The 25,466-nt window shown below is 73.3% G+C and carries 7 protein-coding genes; 1 reads left to right on the forward strand and 6 read right to left on the reverse strand.

The window, feature by feature from the left end:
• Positions 1 to 326 precede the first annotated feature (326 nt).
• The 4 genes from ABZU32_RS03870 to ABZU32_RS03885 form a co-directional block, all read right to left on the reverse strand.
• Positions 327 to 1,607: a serpin family protein gene (locus ABZU32_RS03870; RefSeq protein ID WP_354916723.1), complete on the reverse strand. Its 1,281-nt coding sequence runs from the start codon at positions 1,605 to 1,607 to the stop codon at positions 327 to 329.
• Between the two features lie 300 nt (positions 1,608 to 1,907).
• Positions 1,908 to 3,539 carry a glucose-6-phosphate isomerase gene (pgi, locus tag ABZU32_RS03875; RefSeq protein ID WP_354916726.1) on the reverse strand — a complete coding sequence of 544 codons (1,632 nt, stop codon included), beginning with the start codon at positions 3,537 to 3,539 and terminating at the stop codon, positions 1,908 to 1,910.
• A gap of 51 nt (positions 3,540 to 3,590) precedes the next feature.
• A complete protein-coding gene (locus ABZU32_RS03880; protein ID WP_354916729.1) occupies positions 3,591 to 5,948 on the reverse strand; it encodes a glycosyl hydrolase family 65 protein in 2,358 nt (785 codons plus the stop codon).
• A complete protein-coding gene (locus tag ABZU32_RS03885) occupies positions 5,945 to 6,685 on the reverse strand; it encodes a beta-phosphoglucomutase family hydrolase (RefSeq protein WP_354916731.1) in 741 nt (246 codons plus the stop codon). The genes ABZU32_RS03880 and ABZU32_RS03885 overlap by 4 nt, the downstream gene beginning before the upstream one ends.
• Positions 6,686 to 6,999: 314 nt before the next feature.
• Here ABZU32_RS03885 and ABZU32_RS03890 point away from each other — a divergent pair, with 314 nt between their 5' ends.
• A complete protein-coding gene (locus tag ABZU32_RS03890) occupies positions 7,000 to 8,430 on the forward strand; it encodes an aldehyde dehydrogenase family protein (RefSeq protein ID WP_354838429.1) in 1,431 nt (476 codons plus the stop codon).
• Positions 8,431 to 8,472: 42 nt separating this feature from the next.
• On the opposite strand, the gene ABZU32_RS03895 is transcribed toward ABZU32_RS03890, so the two are convergent.
• Together ABZU32_RS03895 and ABZU32_RS03900 are read right to left on the reverse strand one after the other, a co-directional pair.
• Positions 8,473 to 10,557, reverse strand: a complete 2,085-nt coding sequence (locus ABZU32_RS03895) for a hypothetical protein (RefSeq protein ID WP_354916734.1) — start codon at positions 10,555 to 10,557, stop codon at positions 8,473 to 8,475.
• Positions 10,558 to 10,584: 27 nt separating this feature from the next.
• Positions 10,585 to 25,290, reverse strand: coding sequence for a hemopexin repeat-containing protein (locus ABZU32_RS03900; protein WP_354916737.1), 14,706 nt, complete (start codon positions 25,288 to 25,290; stop codon positions 10,585 to 10,587).
• Positions 25,291 to 25,466 lie beyond the last annotated feature (176 nt).

Below are 25,466 nucleotides of genomic sequence, written 5' to 3' on the forward strand. Positions count from 1 at the left end.
CACTGCCTGCGCCGCCGGACCGAACCCTCTCCCAGCCGCCGGACCGGCGCGCCGGAGTAGCCACCCCGCGAGCCGGGCGGCCCGGGCCGTCGGACCGAATCACCCCCTGACCGCCGGACCGTACCCCTGGACCGAGCCGTCCCCTCGGTCGCCGCCGGACCGTCTCGCTGGACTGAGCCGTTCCCTGGGGCGCCAGGGGCCATACCGCTGGACTCAGCCGTCTCCTCAGTCGCCGCCGGACCGTACCCCTGGACCGAGCCGTCCCCTCGGTCGCCGGCGACGGCGGCCGGCCGGGCCTACCCCTCCGGAGGCCCGGCCGGCCGGGGTCAGGTGGTGGCCGTGGGGTCGGCGACGTGGCCGATGAACAGGGGCGCGGTGGTGGGGCGGTGGACGATCGCGAAGGCGAACGGGTGGTCGGCGCGCACCTCGATCGGCTGTTCGGCGAGGCCCGCGGTGGGGAAGGCCAGCCCGGTCACCGCGGCCGCCTCGGTGCCCCATTTGTCCACGCTGATGTCGGCCCGGTGGATCGCCTGGCCGAGGAAGGCGCCCTCGGCGATGCCGGAGAAGTCGCCGCCGTCGAAGACCGCGCCCAGCCCGACGCGGCGCAGCGGCGCCTCCAGGTCGAGGCCGGTGCCGAAATCCCACTCCGGCAGGGCGAGGTCCACGGCCCGGGGCCGCAGCCCCGTCGCGACCTGGCCGAGCGTCCCGGGGGCGAGGAGGTCGGCCGGCGACCCGCCGCGCCGCGGGACCAGCACCCACATGGCCAGCTCGCTCTTGACGTACGGCAGCTCGACGGCCTGCCACCCCGTCCCCTCCGCGTACCTCAGGGAGGTGCGCAGCCGCATGAGGTCGGCGCGAACGATGGAGCCGTCCGCCCGGGTGAAGGCGGCGCCCTGTTCGGGAGGGCTTTCGGCGAACGGGTGCTCCCAGTCGGCCTTGAGGTACACGGCGTTGGCGATGACCACCCGGGTCGCCGGGTCCAGCCGGTCGAACAGCTTGGTGATCCTGCCGGCGGTCTGCTCGTCCACCCACGCGTTGATGGCGCCGGCGGCGTCCCCGCCGAAGTCCACGGTGCGCACTCCGGCGCCGTACTGCGCGGCGAGGACGCGCAGGAACTCCTGCCGCACCGGCAGGCCCTCCTGGGCGAACAGCCCGTTGGCGATGCCGGCGACCGGGCCGGCGCTCTGCTCGCGGGCGTCGCGCTCGGCCCGCCGGTCGGGCGGGGGCGGCGGGCCTTGGACGGTCACGATGCGCCGGGTGAGCGCGTTGAACGCCGTGTGCGGCCCGGTGGCGGGGAAGCCGAACACGCGGTCCAGAACGGTCGCGGCCGGGCCGGCGGCGCCCGCCCTGGCCATGGCGAAGGCGAAGGCGATGCTCAGCGGCGAGAGCACCGCGTTGCGCGCCGCGTCGGCGGCGGCCGCGTGCAGGGCGTGCCCGAAGGCGGTGACGCCGCGGACGACCTCGGCGACCGGGGCGTCGTCCGCGGGGGTCTCGCGCCCGACTCCTGACGCCGTGAGCACGCGCGTGTCGCCTCCCCCGCAGCCCGCGGCGGCAAGGGCGGCGAGCGCCGCCAGCAGGAACCCGCGCCTCGGCAACCGCCCTGACATGTCGTTGGACATACCCCTTCGACGTACCGGCGCGGCCCGAGGTTCAGCGGGGCCCCGGCCGACCGCCCCCACCGGCGCCCTTCCCGTGCGCACCACTGGAAACCGGCTGTGGCACCGGCGCACGTGGTACCAGCGCGGCCCGAGGTTCAGCGGGGCCCCGGCCGACCGCCCCCACCGGCGCCCTTCCCGTACGCACCATTGGAAACCGGCTGTGCCGCCGGCGCACGTGACCCGGGGCACCCTGGGCGGGGCCGTCCCCGGCCGTGGGCCGGGGACGGTCCGTCGTGTGGCGCCCGGGGCTCAGGCGTTCTTGAGGCCGCGGTAGCGGCGGATCAGGGTGTTGGTGGAGGAGTCGTGGGCGAGGTCGGGCTCGCCGTCGCTCTGCAGCTCGGGGGCGATCTGCCCGGCGAGGACCTTGCCCAGCTCGACGCCCCACTGGTCGAAGGAGTCGATGCCCCAGACGGTGCCCTGGGTGAAGACGCTGTGCTCGTAGAGCGCGACCAGGACGCCGAGCAGGCGCGGGGTGAGCGTCTCGGCGAGGAGCACGTTGGTGGGGCGGTTGCCGGGCATGACGCGGTGCGGGGCCACCTCGGGGGAGGTGCCGTCGGCGAGCACCTCCTGCTCGGTCTTGCCGAAGGCCAGGGCCTGCGCCTGGGCGAAGACGTTGGCCATCAGCAGGTCGTGGTGGTCGCGCAGCGGGTTGAGGCTCTTGCCGAACCCGATGAGGTCCACCGGGATCAGGTGGGTGCCCTGGTGGATGAGCTGGTAGAAGCTGTGCTGGCCGTTGGTGCCGGGCTCGCCCCAGTAGACCGGGCCGGTGTCGTAGTCGACGACCTGCCCGTCGCGGGTCACGCGCTTGCCGTTGGACTCCATGGTGAGCTGCTGCAGGTAGGCGGGGAACCGCTTGAGGTACTGCTCGTAAGGCATGACGCCGATGCTCTGCGTACCGAAGAAGTCGACGTACCAGACGGCGAGCATGCCCATGAGCACCGGCAGGTTGCGCTCCAGCGGCGCGGTGCGGAAGTGCTCGTCCATCTCGTGGAAGCCGGCGAGCATCTCGTGGAAGTTCTCCGGCCCGATGGCGACCATCGTCGACAGCCCGATGGCGGAGTCCATGGAGTACCGGCCGCCGACCCAGTCCCAGAAGCCGAACATGTTGGCGGTGTCGATGCCGAAATCGGCGACGCGCTCGGCGTTGGTGGACACCGCGACGAAGTGCCGGGCGATGGCCTCCTCGTCGCCGAGCCGCCCGACCAGCCAGTCGCGCGCGGAGTGGGCGTTGGCCAGGGTCTCGGAGGTGCCGAAGGTCTTGGAGGAGACGATGAACAGCGTCTCCTCGGCCGACAGGTCGCGGGTGGCCTCGACGATGTCGGTGGAGTCGACGTTCGAGACGTACCGGAAGGTCAGGTCGCGGCGGCTGTAGTGGCGCAGCGCCTCGTAGGCCATCACCGGGCCGAGGTCGGAGCCGCCGATGCCGATGTTGACGATGTTCTTGATCGGCTTACCGGTGTGCCCTGTCCACTCTCCCGAGCGGACCCGCCGGGCGAAGTCGGCCATGCGGTCGAGGACCTCGTGGACCTCCGCGACGACGTCCACCCCCTCGACGACCAGCGACGAGCCCTTGGGCATGCGCAGCGCGACGTGCAGCACCGAGCGTCCTTCGGAGGTGTTGACGCGCTCGCCCCGGAACATCAGGTCGCGGCGCTCCTCCACCCCGCTCTCGCGCGCGAGGTCGGCGAGCAGGCCCAGCGTCTCGCCGGTGACGCGGTTCTTGGAGTAGTCCAGGTACAGCCCGGCCGCCTCGGCGTTCATGCGCTCCCCACGCCCCGGGTCCTCGGCGAACAGCTCTCGCAGGTGGCGGCCGCCGATCTCGGCGTGATGCTCCTTGAGCGCCTTCCAGGAGGCGCGTTCGCGGAGCGGGGTGGTGGTCATCGGTGGTTCCTCCGGTGGATGGGCGGGCGGCCGCGGGACGGCCGTTCGATGTCAGGGGATCTGGCGCGGGGCGGGCTCGCGGCCGGGCGGCTGGCGGATGCTCACCTTCGGCGGGGACACCTTCACCGTGGGATGGGTGACGGGCCTGCCGTCGATGGAGAACCGGTGCCCGTGGTGAGTGAGCGTCATCGGCGGGCCGGACAGCAGCCGGTAGGTCGTCGAGGCGGGGGTGACGCCGACCCGCAGCAGCCGTCCGCGGTACCGCAGCCGGAAGGCCAGCCGGGTGATGCCCGGCGGCAGTTTCGGGGCGAAGCAGATGTGGCCCCCGCCGGCGCGCATGCCCCCGAACCCGCAGACCAGGGCGATCCACGCCCCGGCGAGAGAGGCCATGTGGACCCCGTCCATGGTGTTGTGCTCCAGGTCCGCAAGGTCCATCAGGGCGGCCTCGCCCAGGTAGGCGTGGGCGAGGTCGAGAGCGCCGACCTCGGCGGCCATCACCGCCTGGGTGCAGGCGGACAGGGAGGAGTCGCGGACGGTGATCGCCTCGTAGTAGGCGAAGTCGCGGAGCTTCTCCTCGGGGGTGAACGCCCCGCCGCGCAGGTGCAGCGCGAGCACCAGGTCGGCCTGCTTGACCACCTGCTTGCGGTAGAGGTCGAAGTAGGGGAAGTGCAGCAGCAGCGGGTACTGCTCGGGGCGGGTGCCCTCGAAGTCCCAGGTGGCGTGGCGGGTGAACCCCTCGCTCTGGCAGTGCACGCCGAGCCGCTCGTCGTAGGGGACGTACATGGAGGCGGCCGCGTCGCGCCAGGTGGCGATCTCGTCGAGGGTGATGCCGAGCCGCTGCGCCAGCTCGAAGTGGCGGCTGGCCGCCTCGGCCGCCTCGCGCAGGTTCTGCTCGGCCATCAAATTGGTGTAGACGTTGTCGTCGGCGACGGCGCTGTACTCGTCCGGGCCGGTGACGCCGTCGATGCGGTAGCGTCCCTGCGCGTCGTGGTGGCCGAGCGCGCACCACAGCCGGGCGGTGGCGGCCAGCAGGGGCAGGCCGGTCGAGCGCTCGAAGCTCGTGTCCTTGGTGGCGTCGACATAGCGGACGACCGCGTCGGCGATGTCGGCGTTGATGTGGAAGGCCGCGGTGCCGGCCGGCCAGTAGCCGGAGCACTCCTCGCCGTTGATCGTCCGCCAGGGGAAGGCGGCTCCGGAGAAGCCGAGCTGGGTGGCGCGCTCCTGCGCCTTCGGCAGGATGGACTGCCGCCACGCGAGCGCGTCCGCGGCGGCGCGGGGGTAGGTGTAGGTGAGCACCGGCAGCACGAACATCTCGGTGTCCCAGAAGGCGTGGCCGTCGTACCCCGAACCGGTGAGCCCCTTGCCGGGGATGGGGCGGTTCTCCAGGCGTGCCGACGCCTGCACCAGGTGGAACAGTCCGAAGCGGACGGCCTGCTGTACCTCGGGGTCGCCGTCCAGCTCCACGTCGGCGCCGGCCCAGAACTCCTCCAGGAACCGCCGCTGCTCGGCCAGCAGGCCCTCCCAGCCGCCCAGCCGTGCGGCGGCGAGCGCGGCGACGACCTGGTCGTGCATGGCGGGACGGGACCGCTTGGCCGACCAGCCGTAGGAGAAGAACTTCACCAGCCGCAGTTTCTGGCCGGGCTTGAGGCGTGTCGCGATGGTCACCCGGCTGACGTCGTGGGCGCCGTCGGCGTCGACGCGCGTCCCCTCGGGGCCGTCGATGTCGTGGCACATGGCGGCGGCGACCCGCAGCCGGCTGACCCGCGTGGAGTGGACCATGATGGCCACTCCTTCCTTCGCGGGCATGTTCTCCTCCAGCACGAGCGGCGACTCCAGCACGGCCGCCGCGCGCGGGTCGCCGGTCTGGTACTCCACGGTCTCGTTCGCCACCAGCTCGGACTGGACGACCACGCCGCACGGCCGGCCGACCGGCTCGACCTCGTAGTGGATCGCGGCGACCGCGCGGTGGGTGAAGGACACCAGGCGCGTGGAGGTGACCCGCACCTCGGTTCCCGTCGGGGAGCTCCAGTGGGCGCGGCGGGTCAGCGTCCCGGCGCGCAGGTCCAGGACGCGCTCGTGCTCGTGCAGGGTGCCGTACCGCACGTCGAACGGCTCGTCGTCCACCATGAGCCGGATCAGCTTGCCGTTGGTGACGTTGACCACGGTCTGCCCGGACTCGGGGTACCCGTAGCCGGCCTCCGCGTACGGCAGCGGGCGCAGCTCGTAGACCGAGTTGAGGTAGGTGCCCGGCTGGCCGTGCGGCTCGCCCTCGTCGAGGTTGCCGCGCAGGCCGATGTGCCCGTTGGACAGGGCGAACACCGACTCGGTCTGCGCCAGGACGTCCAGGTGGAGGGTGTGCTCGCGCACCGCCCAGGGCTCGACCGCGAACGCGGGGTGCTGGATCATCATCGCTCCAGCAGCTCGGCGAGGTCGGTGACGACGATGTCGGCGCCGTGCTCGCGCAGGGCGTCCGCCTGGCCGGCCCTGTCGACGCCGACCACGACGGCGAACCTCCCCGCGCGGCCGGCCGCCACCCCGGCGAGCGCGTCCTCGAACACCGCCGCCCGCGAGGGCGGCAGGCCGAGCGCCTCGGCGGCGGCCAGGAACATGTCCGGGGCCGGCTTGCCTGCCAGGTCGCGCCGCTGGGCGACCTCGCCGTCGACCCGGGCCTGGAACAGCCCGGCGATGCCCGCCGCGTCCAGCACGCGCGCGGTGTTGGCGCTGGAGGACACCACGGCCGTGGCGAGCCCGGCCCGCAGCACGGCCTGGACGTAGCGGAGCGAGCCCGGGAACACCTCCACGCCGTCCCTGTCCATGATCTTTTGCACGAGCGCGTTCTTCCGGTTGCTCAGCCCGTGCACGGTCGGCGCGTCGGGCGGGTCGTCCGGCGTGCCCTCGGGCAGGGTGATGCCCCGTGAGGCGAGGAAAGAGCGGGTGCCGTCCAGCCGCTTCTTGCCGTCGACATACCTGTCGTAGTCCGACACCTTGTCGAACGGGACGAACGCCTCGCCCGTCCGGTCGGCCCGCTGGCGCAGGAACGCGTCGAAGGTCTCCTTCCACGCGGCGGCGTGCACCGTCGCCGTGCGGGTGAGCACGCCGTCCATGTCGAACAGGCACCCACCGACCCCGTCGGGCAACCCGAGCATCCGGCCTCCCCCGATCACGTCCGCGACGGATCTCGGGCGCGTTCGGCGCGCAGGAGATCTCTTCTCCCAACGTACCCCTGACGGCTCGGCGGCCTCACCGGGCACCGCCGTCAACGGCCGGGCACGGATCGGCACCCCCCCGAGTGAGCAGACGGTTCCCGGGTAGGGCTCCGGGCGCCGTGGACGTGAAGGCGCGGGCCGCGCGAGGTGGCGACCGCCGGGCGCCCACGGAGGCGGCCCGTGCGAGGTGATGACCAGGTGCAGATGGAGGCGGCCCGTGCGAGGGAGTGACCGGGTGCTGATGGAGGCGGGTCGTGCGAGGCAGTGACCGCTGGGTGCTGGTGGACGGCGCGTGGTCGGCGAGCGCGGCCACGCGATGGCGGACGGTCGCCGACCCGGCGACGGGCGAGCCGGTCGGCGAAGCCCCCGCCGGGTGCGCGCAGGACGTCGAGCGGGCCGTCTCCTCGGCGCGCCGCGCCCTGGCCGGCTGGGCCCGCACGACCCCCGCCGAGCGCGCCGCCCGGCTGCACGCCGCCGCGGACGCGGTCGCGGCCCGGGCCGGCGAGCTGGCCGAGCTGGTGACGCGCGAGATGGGCAAGCCGATCGGGGACGCGCGCGGCGGCGTGGCGGCCGGCGTCGGGACGCTCCGGCAGTACGCCGAGCTCGGGCCGCTGCACCGGGGCCACAGCCTCCAGGGCGGCTGGGACGCCACCGACCTCATGGTGTACGAGCCGCGCGGCGTCGTGGCGGTGATCACCCCGTGGAACGACCCGGTCGCCATCGCCTGCGGGCTGGTCGGCGCGGCCGTCGTGACCGGCAACACCGTCGTGCACAAACCCTCCGAGCGCACCCCGCACACCGGGGCGATGCTCGCCGAGCTGATCGCCGGCGAACTGCCGCCGGGCGTGCTGACCATGGTGCCGGGCGACGGCCGGGCGGGCGAGCCGCTGGCCGCGCATCGCGGCGTCGACCTGGTCGCCCATGTCGGCTCCACGGCGGCCGGGCGGGCGATCGCCGCGGCGGCGGCCGGCACCGGGGCGGCGACGCTGCTGGAGAACGGCGGCAAGGACCCGTTGATCGTGGACGCGGGCGTGGACGTCAAGTGGGCCGCCGCGCAGGCGGCGACCGGTTGCTTCGCCAACGCCGGGCAGATCTGCACCTCCGTCGAACGGGTCTACGTGCACCGGGACGTGGCCGACTCCTTCCTCGGAGCTCTCATCCAGCGCGCCGAGGAACTGCGCATGGGCTCCGGCATGGACGAGGAGACCACCCTCGGCCCGCTCGTCGACCTCGCGCAGCGCGAGGTCGTCCACCGGCACGTCCGGTCCGCGGTCGAGGCGGGCGCCCGGGTGCTGACCGGCGGCGGGGTCACCGACGGCCCCGGCGCGTTCTACCCGGCCACCGTCCTGACCGGCTGCACCGACGACATGGAGATCATGCGCGAGGAGACCTTCGGCCCGGTCGCGCCCGTGCGGGTCGTCGACTCCTTCGAGGCGGCGCTGGAACTGGCGGCGGGCGGCGCGTACGGGCTGGCCGCCACCGTCCTCACCCCGTCCATGGCCAACGCCCAGCGGGCCTGGCGCGAGCTGCCCGTGGGCACCGTCAAGGTCAACGCCGTGTTCGGCGGCGCCCCGGGCGGCGCCGCCCAGCCCCTGCGCGGCAGCGGCCACGGCTTCGGCTACGGCCCCGAACTCCTGGACGAGATGACCCACACCAAGGTCGTCCACCTCGCCCCACACCCCTGAGCCCGCCCCTGGGCCGCCACCGGACGGCGGGCCCGGTTCTCTTCAGAGTTTGCGCTTCTTCGGGGGCTGGACGACCTCCTCCCCGCCGGAGGACTCCTCCCGCTCCTCATCGGCCGGCGCCACCGGCTGGTCCTGTGCCGCCTCCACCGACTCCTCAGGCCCATCGTCGGCCGGCTCCTCCGGCGGCTGATCGTAGAAGGTGAACTCCAGACCCCTCTCGTCCTCGCTGGAGATATAACCGTTGGGGGTCAGGTAGCCGTCCACGATGTAGGTGTTGATCGCCTTGACGATCACGGCCCGCTTGGCGGGGTCCTTGAGCGCGGCGTCGAGTTCCTTGTCCGCGGCCTTCGTGGGCTTGGCCGGCAGATTGAGGTAGGCCCGGAGCAACGGTTCGGAGGAGGCCAGCGACGGGGGCATGGGCCAGTCGTAGGTGCGGTAGTGGGTGCCGGAGATGGTGATGGAGAGCTTCTCGACCGAGATCACCGCCCCGATCGCCAGGTAGCACTTCAGGCAGCACAGTTTGGAGATGCCGACCGCGACGCGCGCCTCGTCGATCAGGCGCAGCCGCTCCTGGTAGGCCGCCCGCTGGTCCTCCGGGAGGGTCGCCATCTTCGCTTTCAGTTCGGCTCGCAGCCTCAGCAGGTCGTCGGCGAACTGGACCTCGGCGTGCACCTTGCCGTCCAGGAACTGGAGGGTCTGCGCGCTCGTCTGGACCTTTCCCCAGGTCGCCTCGAGTTCGGCGAGGAAGGTGATGGTCTTGCGCAGGCGCCGCTCGGCCGCCTTCCACTGCTGAAGGGTGGGCTCGCCGTCCCGCACGTCAAGGCCGGACTGGCGCAGCAGGTTCCACATGCCCTGGAGCTGGTCGTTCAGATCCTCCTCGGCGCCGGCGGTCTGCGCGCGCGCCACCTCGAGGAGATCGTTCAGATCGCGGGCCATCTCGTCGTCGGGGGTGTTGGCCCACAGCCTCAGCTCATTCCCGGCGCTGGCCACGGCGACGCACTCCCTGCTGTCCTGCAGGTGCTGCAGAACCCAGGCGAGCCGGTCGAGCGACCGTTGCTCGGAGGTCAATTTCTCCCTCTTATTCTTCTTCCCCTTGAGCAGCTCGGCACGGTACTCCCTGCCGCCGCCGGCCGCCGCGGCCTCCTCCGCCTGAGCCGCGTGCCTGAGCCGCAACCGCTCGTGCACCGCCGCCTTGAGCCGGCGCTCCTCGGCGCCGGGGACCCTTCCCGTCTCCGCCGTGCCCGGGTCGGTGCGGGCTCCTTTGAGCAGGGTCAGGGGGTTCGGCGACACGATGGCGTTCTCGTACCGCTCAAGCACCTCATCGGGGTCCCCACCGGCCTCCGCGGCCAGCTCCCTGACCTCGTTGAGGATGGCCTCGTCGTCGGCCTCGCCGCGCTGCCAGGCCAGCTCCGCCACGATCTCCGGCATCTCGGTGTAGGGCACCCGGAGGAACTCGCCGATGTCGCGCCACAACTTCGGGTCGGCCGGGGCGGGCATCTCGCGGGCGACCGACAGCACGTACAGCGGCGAGGTTCCGGGCACGACCCTGCGGACAAGGCGGATCCAGAACTGCCGCAGGTCCAAGGGCCCCAGTGCCTTGGGCGTCAGCCCGGGCGACAGGCCGTCCACGAGCTTCTTCGCCTGCTGGTTCAGCGCGCGCACGTTCAGCAGGTCCGTGAAGTTCACGAACGAGAGGAGGTGGGCGGCCAGGTCGCGCGGGAGGCTCGTCAGGTACGCGACCAGGTCCGGCACGCGGGAGGCGGGCAGCGCCGGGGCGGGCGCGGGCGCGCGCACCACCTGTTGCTGCTTGGTCCGCACCAGCGTGCCGCCGGTCTGGGCGACCGGCCGGTCGTCGTCGTCGCTGCTGGAGCGGCGCGTGGACGGCGAAGCGGGCCGGGGGGAGCGCCGGTCGAAGCCATCGTAGTCCGAGCCGATCTCGTAGTTGTCGTCGTCGCTGCCGCCATCCTCGGCTTGCGACTCCTCCATGGCGGAACCGGTCTCCCGGGCCTCGTCGTCCGACGGGTCCTTGCGCGGCGGCGCCTTCTCCTTGGAGGAGTCGGAGCCGGAGTCGGTGCTCTTGCCGCCTTTGCGGGCCTTTTTCCGCGACTTGTCCTTTTTCTTGCCCATCGCCCGATCTCCTGTCCGCCGGGACGGCTAGTGCGTTCCGGCCTTGTAGGTGAGCACCAGCCCGATGTTCCGTATCGCCGCCTTGTCGCCTTCGAGGGTGAGCGTCCAGCCGGGGCCGCCGGGGGCGGCGGCCCGCAGGCCCGGCGTCGGCACGTACGCGCCGCCGGGCAGCGGGAACGCGCGGCCGGCGCCGAGCGTCAGGCGCACGGGGGCGTCGCCGGCGACGTCCAGCACGGCCTGCACGCCGGTGACGCGCGGGTCGGCCAGGCCCGGGAGCAGATCGGTGGTGACCGGCAGCACCAGCGACGGGGCGTCGCCAGCGGTGAACTCCTGCCACTGGTCGGGGAAGTCCCGGGCGAGGTCGAGGAACCGCGCGGCCGGGTAGGGCCGCAGCATGCCCTTGACCGCGTTGGCGAAGACCTCGCCGCCGTTCCTCGCGGTGTACCTGACGGTGATCACGACGTCCCGCAGGGAGGCCGGGCGGGCGCCCGACAGCGCGAGGCGCCAGGTGGACACCGCGCCGGTGCCCTCGAACGGCAGGTAGCGGTCGTCGTCGTAGCGCAGCTCGAACAGCCCGTCGCCGTCGGCGCCGTCCTCGACGTGGGAGACGGCGATCTGCCGGCCGGCCCGCCAGTCGGCGCGCACCGTGGCCGGGGGCGCGCCCTTGGGGTCGAGCAGGTGCTTGACGGCCTTGGCGTCGGCGTCCAGCACGGTCTTGTGGCCGAGCTGGGTCAGCGTCGCGTTGAGGTCGGGACGGCCGCCGCCCTCGTCCTCGAACGACAGCCCCACCGTCCTGATCTGGCGGCGGTAGTGCCCGGGGAAGTCGCGGTCGAACAGCGCCTCGGTGAGCGCGAACTCGCAACGGCCGGTGTTCGCCAGGCGCAGCATGGCCGGCGGGTCCAGGGCCAGCAGCGACATCCGCTTGACGATCTCCAGGTCGCGGGTGTCGGCCGCGAGGTAGGCGTTGGCGAGCATGTCGAGGTCCATGCCGAGGCCGTCGCCGGCCGTCAGCCCGGCGCGGCGGCTGTCCCAGTACAGCGGCTTGATGTAGGCGGGCCCGTCGGGGACGCCCCGCTCGAACCGATAGGCCCGTTCGGCGGCGCGCGCCATCTCGTAGGCCATCCCGTACGCCTGGAAGTACAGGCCCGACAGGCGGCCGGCCATCCACTGGTAGAGGTCGGCGCCGGAGAACTTGTCCTTGAGGAACGCGGTGACCGCCTGCTGGTTGGCGATCTCCTGCGTCTGGACGTCCAAATCGCGCTGCGCGGCGGTCAGCGCGTGCTCCGCGCTCGCCACCTGGTGCTCCGCCTGCGCCAGGTCGTTGCGCGCCAGGTCGATCTGGAAACGCCAGTCCTGCTCGGAGCGCTGGTACTCCGAGACCACGCCGAGCAGCTCGCCCAGGAGGCTGAACGACTCGCCGAACTGCTCGGGGACCTCCGCGGCCTTGTCCAGCGCCTTGCCGATCTGCTTGCCGCCGTACTCGGTGCCGAAGATGAACGGGCCGAACAGCACCTGCGGGACGCCGTGCGCGATGGAGGAGCCGAGCTTGAGCCCGCCGGCGGCCAGGTGGGTCGCGGCGGCCAGCGTCATGAGGCCGATCTGCGCCCGCTGGATCTGCGACATGCCGTCGTCCACGAGCTGCTGGTAGTGCGACAGCCGCGTGTTGACGGCGGTCCGCCCGGCCTCCGCCTCGCGCTTGCTCTCCTCGGCGGCCTCCACCTGCGCCTGCTTGACGGCGCGGGCCAGGCCGAGGATCACGGTCTCCTGCCGGGCCTGCAGCAGGGTGAGCTCCTCGGAGTCGCGCCGCTCCAGCACGCCGAGCAGGGCGTCGCCGAATGAGCGCAGCTTGTCCACCAGCTCCTGCGCCCTGCGAAGGAGCACCGTGAACCGGTGCTCGGGCACCGGGACGGGCGGCGCGGCGGCGGCCGCGTCCGGCGCGGCGCCGCCGGCGACGGCGCTCACCAGGGCGGCCGGGTCGATCGGCGGGTCGAACAGCGGCACGGGACGGCTGACGCCCATGATGTCCAGCGACTGCCTGATCTTCAGCAGCCGATCCTCGACCCGCGTCCAGTACTCGGCGAACACGGCGTTGCCGGGGATGGTGAAGTACGGGTCGGCCACTCCGGCGTGCACCGCCCCGGGCCCGGTGAGCATCTCGCCGCCCCCGGTGAGCTCCGGCAGGCGCTCTTCGCGCTCCAGGTCGGCGTAGCTGCGCGCCGACCCGGTGCCGATGGCCGGGCGCAGGCGGCCGGGAAGGTCTCCGAGCAGGTCGTGGGCCAGGATGTAGAGCATCCGCGCCTCGTCCACGCTCTCGGCCGTGTACTGGCGGAACAGCATGTCCCCCCAGTCGAGCAGGTTGTCGACGTAGGCCATGACGACCGCGCGGCGGTAGGCCACCGGGCGCAGCGCGGCGATGGCGTGCGGGTCGAACGGGTCCTCCCGGTAGGCGGCGAGCAGCCGCCCGTTGTCGCCCACCAGGTCGTACTGCCGCCGCAAGCCCCCGACCAGCGCGACGCGCTCGCGCAGCTCGGCCAGCACCGCCCGCGCCCGGGGCGTCTCGGCGCCGGTGACCTCGTCCAGCGCGTCGTCGAAGTCGCGGGTGGCCAGGTCCCTGAGGTGGTCGACGTCGTCGTCCTCCAGCGCCCGCTCCTGGAACGCCGCCGCCAGCGACCTCAGCCGGTCCAGTTCCGGGCCGAGCTCCGCCTCCGCCCGGGACACCTCGGCGCCGAGCCGCCGCAGCTCGGCCAGGTCGCCCGCGCAGCCGTCGGCGAGCGCCCGCGGGTCGATCGCGAGGAACGGCAGGAACCGCCAGTAGGCGGAGGGGTCGGTCGGGTCGAAGATGTACTCGTACCAGCGGCGCGCGTCCTCGAACCGCTGGGCGCCGTTGAGCGCCTGCGCGATGAGCAGCGGCGCGTGGAAGAAGATCTCCCAGTAGTAGACGCTGTTGGCGCTCTGGAAGTCCAGGTAGGAGCTGGTGGGCAGCCGCTCGGGGGTGACCTTGTCCGCGCGCACCCGCACGGTCGTGGGCCCGGCCGCGCCGGTCCCGAAGGCGGGCAGCTCGTCGGTCTCCTGGGTCTCGGGGGCGAGCAGCGCCGCCACCCCGCCGGCCAGCAGCCGCCGGTTCAGCACGAACGCGGTGCTGGTGGTCAGGCGCACGATCTCCTGCGGCAGCGTGGCGTACTCGTAGGGGACGGCCACCTCGGCGTCCTTGGCGTAGCGCACGTACCGGTCGCCCATGAACAGGAACAGCTCCGCCGTGGTGTCCAGCGCCCCGGTCAGGCCGGTCTCCACGCCGTCGGGCAGCTCGCCCCAGTTACCGGCGATCGGCGCGTACGCGGTGACCGCTTCGAGGTCCCGCCCGGGTTCCCAGACGGCGTAGGAGCCGCCGCTGAAGACGTACCGGTGGCCGGACTGGCGGAACACCGCGTTGACCGGACGGGCCATCGAACGCGGATAGCCCTGGTCGGTGACGCCCGAGGGGGCGCCGTCCGGGCCGAGGGTGTACCGGGCGTACTCCGTGCCGCTGGTCACGTACAGCGCGCCGTCCTCGACGTAGGCGGCGTCGACGGTGCGCCAGCGGCTGCCGAGGTCGCGGGTCTCGTACGTGCCCGGCTCGCCGGTCCCCACGCGCAACTCGTAGGTCTGTGTGGTGTTGTCGAAGAAGCAAGAGAAACCGGGGGTGACCAGGGCCGCGCCGACGGGGCTCCAGGTGGGCAGGCCGTCGGGATTGCCGGCGAGCGTCTTGGGGTAGCCCTCGTCGAGCCGCTGCCGGCCGTCGTCCCCGGCGAGCGTGTACCGCAGGTAGCGGTCACCGAAGATCATGTAGGTGCGGCCGTCGCGGACGAAGGCGGCGTCCAGGTGGTCGACGGTGAAGGCCATGTCGTCGCCGCCGTCGGCGAGGTCGCGGGGCGGGGTCCAGCGTTCCCACATCGGCCGGACGGTCTCCAGCGAGCCGGACATGGCGTACCCGCCGCGCTCCTTGGAGAAGAAGTACTCGGTGCCGTCCGGCGCGGTGAACGCGGCGTCCACCGCGGACCATTTGGGCAGGTTGTCGCTGTTGTCGCGCATGTGCTGAGGGAAGCCCGGGTCGGGCGGCCCGATGGGAGCATCCCCCGTGCAGCGGACGTACTCATCGCCGGAGAACAGGTAGACGTGCCGGGCGCGCACCAGCACGGCGTCCACGACACCGGTCGTGGTGAGGTTCTCCGGCGGCCTGCCCCAGTCGCCGGCGATGGGCAGATCCGATTTGGCCCGCGTACGGCCACGGGCGATCTTGACGTAGCGGCCGCTCTCGTTGCCGAAGAAGTATCGGGTGCCGTCGGACAGTTCGAACGCGGCGTCGACGCGGTCCCACGCGGGCAGCTTGTCCTTGTTGCCGCGCAGCTTGGTCATGCGCGTCTCCTCGGCGGGGGCCGGGATGACCGGCCTGATGAGGAAGCTGCCGCCCTTGTGGTCGACGCTCAGCCAGTGCCGGTCGGGCGAGGAGGCCGGCCGGTTGAACCGCACGATCGCCCCCGCCCCGACGGCCTCGGCCTCCTCGGGCGCCAGGATGTCGGCGACCTCGCCCGGCCTGCCCGTCTGCGCCGTCAGCCCGGTGACCGGGACGGCGTACAGCTCGGGGGTGAGCGCGAAGGACACCGCGCCGGGCGCGGTGGGCAGGGCGCACGAGACGAGGATGGCGTCGTGCTCGTCACCGGGATCCTGACCGGGCAGCGGCGCCGACCACACCGACAGTGGGAGGTCCGGCGGCGCCCCGCTCCACAGGATGTCCGCCGACCCGACGACCTGCGGAGGGACCCACTCCTGGTTCAGGTTGCAGAAGGAGTAGAAGATCTTCACACGTTGCGGACCGGGGGGCGCGGTGACCGTCTGCTTGTCGCCCACGCGTGTGGCCGTGATCGCCGTGCTCGAGGTGTTCTGCGGGACGACCGCCTCCACGCCCACCCAGAAGACGAACACCCGGTCGAAGGCGTGGATCGGATAGACCTTCTCCGCGTCGATGCGCAGGTCGATCTTCAGCCACGGCCCCCAGGTCGTGGACAGCCGGACGCCCTCGCGGAACTCGGCGCGCCGGTAGTAGAACCGCAGCGGGGCGGTCCTGGTACGGCCGAACAGCACCAGGCCGCGCGTGCCCCGCCCGGCGCCATCGGGCACGTAGACGTAGCCGCCCGCGATCGCCAGGCGCGACACCTCGGTGTACTCGTCCAGGTAGCGCTTGTAGGCGCGCTGCACCCCGTCGCCGGTGATCTCCCCCTGGAGCAGGTCCTTCTCCAGCTCCTGGAAGGCCGGGGTCTTGGTGTCGCGCAGCTCCGGCCGCAGGTAGTTCTCCGGGTACAGGAAGACCTCGCGGTTGGCCTTCCACGTGCGGTAGTTGCGCATCCAGCCCCACAGGGCCTTGATCCGCGCGCGGACCTGCTCGGCGGCCAGGCCCGAGTACACCGTGACCGGCTCCAGGTCCAGCAGGTAGCGGTGCAGGTAGAGCTGGACGGCCGCGATGGCCTCCTTGACCCGCGAGGTCGTGCCGCGGGCGCCCATGTCCACGTCGATCAGCAGGTGTTCGAACAGCTCCCGCGAGGTCCGCCGCCCGGGGGCGGCGGCGAGCGCGGCCGAGACCAGGGCGTCCCGCTTGAGCAGGTTCAGCTCGTCGTGCACCTGCCGCGACAGCTCGGCCCACTCCTGCGGCCCGTGCGCCCGCGCGAGCAGCCCGTACAGGGCGGACGCGGCGCGCTCCAGCTCCACCGCGCGCCTGGCCGCCGACTCCCGCTCGGCCGTCGACTCCCGCTCGGCCGCCGACTCGTGCTCGGCCGTCGACTCGTGCTCGCCGTAGACCCGCGACCAGATGTCGGCGTACACCGCGGACGGGCCGAGGCCCAACCGTCCGGTGAGCAGGAACAGCTCGGCGAGCTGGAGGACGAACTCGATCTCCAGCCGGTCGCCCGGACGCGGCGCGCCCGGCAGCAGGTCGCGGTGCCGCTTGACCCACCTCAGCTCCTCGGCGTCCCAGCTGAACAGCGCGGCCAGGCCCCGGTAGGGGTCCTGGACGGGGACGGGCCCCGCGCCGAGCTGGGCGGCCAGCCCGCCGTCGCCGCCCGGGTACTCGCGGGCCAGGGCGGCGAAGCGGGCGATCGTGGCGACGTCGTCCAGCCGGTAGTCCGCCGCGGCGGACCAGCGTCGCGCGAACGCCTGCGGATAGGTGCGGTCCACGACGCCGTACCGTCCGGCCCCGCCCGGGCTCCCCGGACCGGCGCCGCTCGTCGTCGCCCGGCCGGCTCCGCCCGCGCCGCTCGTCGTCGCCTGGCCGGCTCCGCCGGCGCCGTGCCGGCTCGCCTCGGCGGCCGTACCGGAGTAGCGCACGTACTGGTCGCCCTTGGCGAGGTAGGTGCGGCCCTCGAAGACGAACGCCCCGTCGATGCCCGCCTCGAAGGACGCCGGCAGGTCGCCCCAGGCGTTCCGGATGGCGCGGGGGTGTCCCTGCTCGACCCGCTCCAGGTCACCGGGGGCGTAACGGGCGTACTGGTCGCCGCGGAAGGCGTACAGCTCGCCGTCCGGGGTGGCGAACGCGGCGTCCACCCCGGGCGGCCCGTCGGCGAAGGCGTTGCGCACCCGGCCCCACGTCCCGGCGACCGGCCGCGCGACCGGCCCTGCCACCTGCCTCGCGACCGGCCCTGCCACCTGCCCCGCGACCGGCTCGGCCCGTCCGCCCCCGGCGTCCGCGGGGGCGGCGTCCGTCGCCGGGGTGGCGGCGCCGTCGTCGGCGGTGGCCGGGTCGTCGGCGCGCAGGTATTTCTTGCCCTTGAACAGGTAGAGGTGCCCGTCGGCGCCGGTGAACGCCGCGTCGATGCCGTCGTGGAACTCCTCGGGCAGCGCCGCGACCCCCAGCTCGGCCGGCAGCGCGGCGGCGATCGTCCGCGGGTACCCCTCGTCGGCGAAGGCCAGGTCGGTGCCGGAGTAGCGCACGTACTGGTCGTCGGAGAACAGGAAGGCCCGCCCGCCGGCGACCAGCGCCGCGTCCACCCGGCCGCGCTCGGCCAGCGCGTTGCGCACCCGGCCGGCGAACCCCAGGTCGTAGGTGACGGCGGCGGCGTCCGACACCGCGTGGCACTCCCCGCCGACGAACAGGTAAACGGTGCGCCGGTTGGCGACCACCGCCTCGACCAGCCGGTCGTGGCCCGCGGCGAGGCGGTCGATCAGCACGTCGTCGAACGACTCGGGCAGGTTGGCGAACGCCTCCTCCTTGCGCAGCTCGCCGATGATCGGCTTGGGGTAGCCGGGGTCGGCGTAGCGGTACTCGGCGCCGGTGTAGCGCACGTACCGGTCGCCGGAGAACAGGAACGTCGTCGAGCCCCGGTACACGAACGCGGCGTCCACCCGTACCACGTCCTCCACCTGGCCGGCGCCGTCCCCGTCCGGCGAGCCGGAGACCGACCCGCCCGAGGGGCCGGAGGCCGACCCGGCAGGGGCCTCGGAGACCGGCGACCCGGCCGGGGAACCGTGCGCACCGGCGGCGCCGAACAGGCCGCGGGAGCCGCTCCACCGCTCCCTGGTCGGCTCCATGGGCGAGAAGGCGCCGTCGCGGTAGGCGGTGAAGCGGCCGGTGAAGAAGAAGTACGTGGCGCCGTCGCCGGCGGTGAAGGCCGTCCGCAGCACCTCACCCGGCCGCAGGTCCCGGCCGTAGCCCCGCCAGACGCGCTCGATCGGACGGGGGTAGGACCACACGCCCGCCACCTGGTCGTACTGCAGACACTCGTCGCCGCGCAGCAGGAGCATGGTGCTCCCCTCGAACAGCACGGCGTCGGGGAAGGTGAACCCCTCGGCGCGGTAGGCCTGCGGGATGTCCCAGAAGCCGGCGTCGGCGGGGCGCGGGTACCCGGGGTCGGGGCTCCGGTAGTCCGCGCCGGAGTAGACGACGTGGCGGGTCCGCCCGTCGGGGCCGGGCCGCTCGAACAGGTAGGTCCTGCCGTCGCGCACGTAGGCCAGCGCCACGTTCGACAGCCCCGCCCAGTGCTCGGCCACCGGACGCGGCCGGCCCGCCTCCGAGGCGTCCGAGGTGCGAGAGGTGCCGGAGGCGCCCGAGGTGCCCGGGGCGGCGGGGTAGGTGACGAACTGGTCGCCGCTGAACAGGTAGGTGTTCCCGTCCCGGCCGACGAACGCGGCGTCCACGATGCCGCGCTGGTGGATGTTGTCGCGCGGCCACCCCCACTCCTCGGCGAGGGGGTAGTCGCGTCCCAGCCGGACGTTGTAGCAGGAGGATCCCTTGAACAGGTAGGTGGTGCCGTCGGCGCCCCGCAGCACCGCGGAAAGGCCCGTGCGGTACTCGGGCGGGACGGCGCGCAGCGTCCTCGGTCGCGTGGGCGCCGAGGTCGCCACGGTCCCCTCCAGCGCGCCCAGGTGGCGCCAGCCGTCCGGTCCCTGCGCGACCACCCGGCCGTCCTCGATGAAGGCGCAGGTGACCCCGGCCAGGTCGAGGTGGGTGTGGCGCCGGTAGAGGCCGTCGGAGACGACGTGGCAACTGCCGTCCTTGAACAGGTACACGTTGCGCCGGTCGGCGAACGCGGCGTCGATGCCTCCCGCCAGCGGCACGTGCAGGTTCCGCAGCCGGGGCTCCTGCGCGAGGGCGGCGATCGGGCGCGGGTAGCCGTCCTGCACAGCCGAGTAGTCCTCCCCCTCGTAGCGGACGTACTGGTCGCCGGAGAACAGGTAGGTGTGGGTGCGCACGACCTCCACGCCGTCCACGACCTCGGTCGAGTCCGCCACCAGCGTCGCGTCGACCCGGCCCGTGCGCGCGAGGGCGTTGACGACGTTGCCCCAGAACGGCGTGACCGACGCCGGGTAGCGGTCGTCGACGCGGGTGTAGTCCGCGGTCGAGTACCTGACGTACCGGCGGCCGGAGAACAGGTAGGTCTTGCCGTCCTTGCCGACGAACGCGGCGTCCACCCGCTCGAACGGGAGACCGTCCCAGTCCTCGCGCAGCGTGCGCACCTCCGACCACCAGCGGCGCCTGCTGTCGAACACCACGAACCGGTCGCCGGAGAACAGGTACGTCAGCTCGTCGCGGCCGGTGAACACGGCGTCGACCCTGGTGAACCTCGGGTCGCCGGCAAGGCTCGACGGCAGGTTCCACCAGTCGTCGGTCAGCGGACGGGGGTGGCCGGGGTCGGGCGTCGAATAGTCGCGGGTGGAGTAGCGGACGTAGAACGAGGTCTCGTCGCCGGGGCCGCCGTGCACGGCCAGCCGGTCGCCCTCACGACGGACCTCCACCTCGATGCCCTGCTCGGTGGTCACCCTCCAGGCACCGCCGCCGCCCGCAGGAACGGGCCGGGCGTCGTCCGCGAGAGGGAGACCGTGCTCGGCGAGGCGGCGGCGCAGCGCCCGCGGGACGCGGCCGGCGGCCAGTTCGGCCTGCGCGGCCGAGGCGTCCTCAGGGTCGAGCGGCAGGTCGAACAGCCGCCCGGGCAGGCCGAACAGGTAGGTCTTGCGGTCCAGGACGAACGAGGCGTCCACCCTGCGCAGCCCGCCCCAGTCTGGCTCGATGCGGCGCGGGTATCCCTGGTCGACGACCGAATAGTCGGAGGTCGAGTACCGCAGGTACCGCTCGCCGCTGAACAGGTAGGTCCGGCCGTCCATCCCGACGAACGCCGACTCCACGGCGCCGCTGGACAGCACGTCGGACAGCACGCCCCAGCGCCCGGCCACCGGCACCACCTGGTCGGCGGCCCCCCAGCGGCCCTGCTCCCCGCCGGCGCCGCCCCCTGTTCCGGGGGTGGGCGGGAGGGCGACGGTCCTGCCGTCCTTGAACAGATGGACCGCGCCGTCCCCGGTCGCGAAGGCGGCCTCCAGTCCGCCCTCGAACGCGACCGGCGCGCCGGGGAAACGCGTCTCGATGCGCAGCGGATACCCCTCGACGGCCAGGACGCCGTCGTTCTCGATGCTGTCGGCGTACTCCATCACCTGGTCGCCGGCGAACAGGTACACCGCGCCCGAGGCGTCCGCGTACGCCGCGTCCACCCGCTCCGCGCCCGCGAGCGTGTTGCGCACCCTGCCCCAGGTGCCGGCGATGGGCTGGTCGGCCGCGTCGCCGACGGTGACGAAGCGGTCGCCGCTGAACAGGTGGACCGCGCCGTCCCGGTGCCGGAACCCGGCGTCGATCGACCGGCGGAAGGGCGCGGGCAGCGGGGTCCGCCGGTCCTCGCCCTCCCACCATTCGCCGATGCTCCGCGGATACCCCTCGTCCACGACGGTGTAGTCGGCGCCGGAGTAGCGCACGTACTGGTCGCCGCGGAACAGGTAGGCCCTGCCCTCCTCGTCCACGAACGCCGCGTCCACGCGCTCGGGGTCGTCGAAGGCGTTCTCGACCTTCCCCCACACCCGGTCGCGCTCCACCCAGCGGGCGCTGCCGTGCTCCCTGACGAACGTCCGCGAAGCGCCGTCGCTCCACCGTCCGACGATCCACTCGGCGCCGGCGACGGTGAAGGCCGCGTCCACGCTCCGCAGGCCGGCGAACCGGTCCGACAGCTCGGTGAGCGGCCGCGGCCGGGGGTCGGCCAAGGCGTAGGTCCCCGGCGAGTAGGCCCAGTAGGCGTCGCCCAGGAACAGCAGGACACCGCCGTCGGCGGTCTCCAGCAGGGCGTCGAAGCGGCCGGCGCCGGGCGGCAGCGCCAGCGGCTCGGGGTACCCGCCCACCAGGTCCTGGTCGCGGAAGGCCACCAGCACCTCCGCCGCGTCCAGGCCGAGCTTGGCCGCGAGCACGGCGAACCCGCGGATCCGCCGGTAGGCGCGCCGGAAGCGCGGGCCCACCGCGCCGGCCGCCTCCGCCGCGCCCGGGAGGCCGTCGTCCGCCGCGGCGTCCGCCGCGGCGAGCGCGGGCACCACCAGCACCTCCATGGTCTGCGCCGCGCCGCCGGTGACGCCCGCGCAGATGGCGGCGACGGTGTCCGCGGGCACGCCGAGGGCGTCCTGCAGCAGCGAGGACACCAGCGTCCGCTGCCGGTCGGCGAGCGCGCCGAGGGCCGCGACGATCTCCGCCATCCCGGCCGACACCTCGATCGCCACCGCGTGCAGCAGGTAGAACAGGTCCTTGGCGTAGTCCTCCAGGCCCGCGACCGTGTAGTGCAGCACGTTGCCCGCGTCGCCGAAGTACCCGAGCCGTTCGAGGGGGACGGCCAGCGCCCGGTTCAGGTCCCCCGCCCCGACGAGCATGTCCACCAGCCGGGCGCGCTCGCGCTCGTCGAAGTCCAGCGCCGCGAGCGCCACCAGGTCGAGCCGGTACGGCCGCTGCTCGGCGAGGATCGCGGAGACGCGGCCGGCCACCATGGCCGTCTCCGCGTCGGTGAACCACGCTCCCAGCAGAGCCGAGCCCGAGGAGTCCGCCACCGCCCTCATCGTCGCGTCCACCCGCATGAGGCCGTCGTCGGTGAAGGCGCCGTCGAGGTCGGCCAGGACCCGCCCGGCGACCGCCTCGTCGGCGATGTCCTGGAAGTCCTCGGCGACGAACGTGCACAGCTCCGCCCTGAAGTCCTCGACCTGGCCGCGCATCGCCGACAGCACGGCCCCGCGGTGCGGGTGGAACTCGGGCGGCAGCGCCAGGTCGTCGGCGCCGGTGGCGAGCAGGGCCGCCTTGTCGCGGTACGCGCCGTCCCGGTCGAGGTACTCGTTGAAGCGCAGCGCCTCCACCAGCGCGCCGACCTGGATCTCGGTCAGCGGGAGCGCCGCGAAGACGGCGGGGTCCAGGACGAGCCGTCCGCCGTGGAACCGCTCGACCCGCTCGCGCAGCCGTCCGAGCACGGCGGGGGCGACGTCCCCGAGGTCGGCGTTGACGGCGAGCAGCTCGATGTCGGAGTCCTGCGGGTCCTCCTTCGTGAACGGCGCGGGCCAGAGGATCTCGCCTTCGGCGTCGAGGTAACCGTTGAAGACGAGGTTGTCGTACAGCTCGGCCTGCTCGTCAGGCCCGAGTCCCAGCGAGACCAGATCGGACGGGTAAAGCGCCGCCGCCCCCGCCGCATCGTCGTCATCCGGCCACGCATCCGCGGCGTCCGCGCCCTCGGCCCCGGCGTCACCGGTCCCCTGGTCAACCGCGCCCGAACCGGTGTCCCCGGTGTCCTCCCCGTCCTCCGCGTCTCCGGCGTCTACAGCACGTCCGGGATCTCGGGGATCACGAGAATCACGAGGGCCCCCGGGATGTCCGACGTCGTCGGTGTTCTCCGTGCCCCGGGCACCCGCCGCGTCCTTGGTGCCATCCGCGGCCCTCGCGTCCCCTTCAGCCATCACGCCCAGAGCGCCCGCGCCCATGCCCGCGTGGGGCACCATGCCCTCGCCCATACCTGTGTCCGCGTCCGTGCCGGACGCCGGTGCGCCGCACAGGCGGGCGATCACGTCGTAGAGCGCGCGGCGGTGCGGGGTGAAGTCGCGCGTCAGGCGCAGCTCCTCCCCCGCACCCGGAAGCCTGTCCAGCACCAGTTCGCCGTTGGCCCGCAGGTAGCCGGCGGTGACGAGATCGGCGTAGATCTTCCCGGTCAGCCTCTCGTCGAGGCCGAGGTCCAGGAAGTCCTCCTCGGTGAGCACGGCGAGGTCGGTCAGCGCGTCGTAGGCGGCCGGCTCCGCTTCGGCACGGTCGAATCGGAGCACCCGGTCGTCGCCCGGCGACACCACGCCGTCGTAGGCGGTCAGCACGTCCTGAATGACCTGGGACGCCCGCTCCCCGAACCGGTCGGAGACGAAGGAGCCGGGGCCGAACGCCACGCTCTGGAACTCCCGGCCCAGGTCCGCGGCGACCGCGTCGGTCCCGTCGTCGGCGGGGACCGCGCCCTCGCCCGTCCGGCCCGTACCGTCCCCGCCCGCCGCCGACGCCCCGTCCGCCCTCGACGCCGCGTCCACGCCCGCACGCCCGTCCAGGCCGGTGGACAGCGGATCGCCGCCGCTCAGGGCCACCGGGCCGCCCATGACCGCGCCCAGGTCCTCGACGCCGAACCCGTCGGCCCGCATCCACTCGGCGACGCCGGAGAGCGTCCGGGCCAGCCACAGGCTCGCGCCGGCGTCCCCGGCCTCCAGGATGCGATGGCAGTCGCGGGTGCCCGGATCGTCGTCCAGCGGCAGCCCGCGGAAGGGTGTGTAGCCCTGCGGCCGCGGCGCGGGATCGGCCTCCACGGCCGCGAGCACGCCGAAGAACTCGCCGGTGGAAAGACCGAGCGCCGCGCTCAGCCGGGTGACCCGGTGCAGCAGCGACAGCGCCGCCAGACCGATCTCCTCGCGGTCGAACGGACCGGGCTCCAGCGGCGTGCCCGCGTACCTGCGGCGGTAGCGGACGACGATCTCCACCAGGTCGCTCTCGCCGACCGACAGACCGCTCGCCAGGCGGCGGCGGTAGGCGGCGTTGCGCGGCGCGAGAATGTCACCCGCGCACCGCAGCGCCTGCCCTGCCGGCGGCGCGTCCGGCCATGGCCAGACCAGGCCGTCCTCCTGGCCGCCCGGCCCGGTCATGACGTCGTTGTAGGTGCGGGTGAACAGGTCGCGGGGGTCGGCGCCGTCCCGGATGCCCGTGGTGTCCATCGGGGCGGCGAGGGCGCAGACCACGTCCACCGGCAGGTCGTGGGTCCGGTGCAGGTACACCACCGCGGCGAGCACGCGCAGGGCGGCCGGGTCGATGCGGTTGCCGCAGCAGGTCCTGAGCACCACGTCCAGGTCGGCCATCGACAGGCCGGTCCTGCGCGCGAGGCGCACGAAACGGCGCGTCCTCTCGAACCACTCCCAGGGCACGGGCGTCTCCCCGGTTCCCCACACCAGCCGCCGTCCCTCCGCGTCCACGCTCACGGGAGGGCCACCCTGGTTGACGAAGAAGGCCGACGCCTCGGCGTGCGGCGGGCGGGCGAGCGGGAGGAGGTTCTGGAACAGCAGGTCCCTCAGCTCCGCGGCGGTGAGCATGGTGGCCCGGCGGAACCGGTCGACGTCCTGCAACGCGGTCAGCGGCTTGTCGCCGAGGCCGTAGCACTCCTGGACGGCGGCCTCGCCGGAGAGCACGGTCGTCACGATCGCGGCGTCCTCGGGCGTGAGGCCCAGGTACTCTCGGGCGACCACGTCGGCGCTGACCCGCGCCGCGAACGCGCGGTAGAACTCCTCGGGGGCGATCTCGAACCGGCGCAGGTACGCCCGGAACCGCTCGTCCTGCAACGAGAACGGCTTGTCGAACGGAAACCGCAGCTCACGCAACCGCGCGAAGGCCTCCGCCTCCGCCTCCGCCTGCGTCGCGGGCTCCGCGTCCGTACCCGCGTCCGCGCCCGTACCTGCGTCCGCGCCCGCGCCCATACCCGCCGTGTCCGCGTCCGCGGACATGCCCGGCCCTCCGGACGTGTCCGGGCCCACGGTCGTATCCGGATCCGCGGACATGTCCGTACCCGCGGACGTATCCGGACCTGCGGACGTACCCGGAGCCGAGGTCGTGTCCGGAGCCGAGGTCGGGTCCGGGTCCGCGGACGCGTCCGCCGTGAGGAACCTCGCCAGCACCTCGTTGACGATGTCCAGGTACGGGACCTCGGTGTAGGTGCCCGCATGGTCGAGGACGACCCGCTTCAGCCCCGGCCGCCGTTCGAGCAGCGACGGCTCCTCGAAGTTGTCCTCCACGAGCTGGAGCAGGTCGGCCAGGTAGGCCGCGGGCGAGGTGACCGACCCCGGCTCCTCCTGCTCCCCGAAGTCCAGTTCGCCGAAGAGCCGGTCGTAGCTCGGCAATGAGCCGTCTTCGCGCAAGAGATCCTCCAGCTCGGATCCGATGAAGCGAGATAGGTGCCCCGGGGCATGGCGGATCGAGCCGTCGAATCTCGCACGAGGGCGCGAGATCACATGGCACGGCGATCGGCGAAGACGGTCCGTCTCTGCTCCGCCCGGCCATACTTGCACTCAACGCCTTGGAACGAAACAGATCC

Origin of the sequence: Sphaerisporangium sp. NPDC005288, from assembly GCF_040607475.1 — a bacterium.
Lineage (GTDB): Bacteria > Actinomycetota > Actinomycetes > Streptosporangiales > Streptosporangiaceae > Sphaerisporangium > Sphaerisporangium rhizosphaerae.

What these genes read in the sequence shown, in the direction of transcription:
- ABZU32_RS03870 (WP_354916723.1), bottom strand. Translation starts at nt 1,607, where the DNA reads ATGTCAGGGCGGTTGCCGAGGCGCGGGTTCCTGCTGGCGGCGCTCGCC.
- pgi (WP_354916726.1), bottom strand. Translation starts at nt 3,539, where the DNA reads ATGACCACCACCCCGCTCCGCGAACGCGCCTCCTGGAAGGCGCTCAAG.
- ABZU32_RS03880 (WP_354916729.1), bottom strand. Translation starts at nt 5,948, where the DNA reads ATGATGATCCAGCACCCCGCGTTCGCGGTCGAGCCCTGGGCGGTGCGC.
- ABZU32_RS03885 (WP_354916731.1), bottom strand. Translation starts at nt 6,685, where the DNA reads ATGCTCGGGTTGCCCGACGGGGTCGGTGGGTGCCTGTTCGACATGGAC.
- ABZU32_RS03895 (WP_354916734.1), bottom strand. Translation starts at nt 10,557, where the DNA reads ATGGGCAAGAAAAAGGACAAGTCGCGGAAAAAGGCCCGCAAAGGCGGC.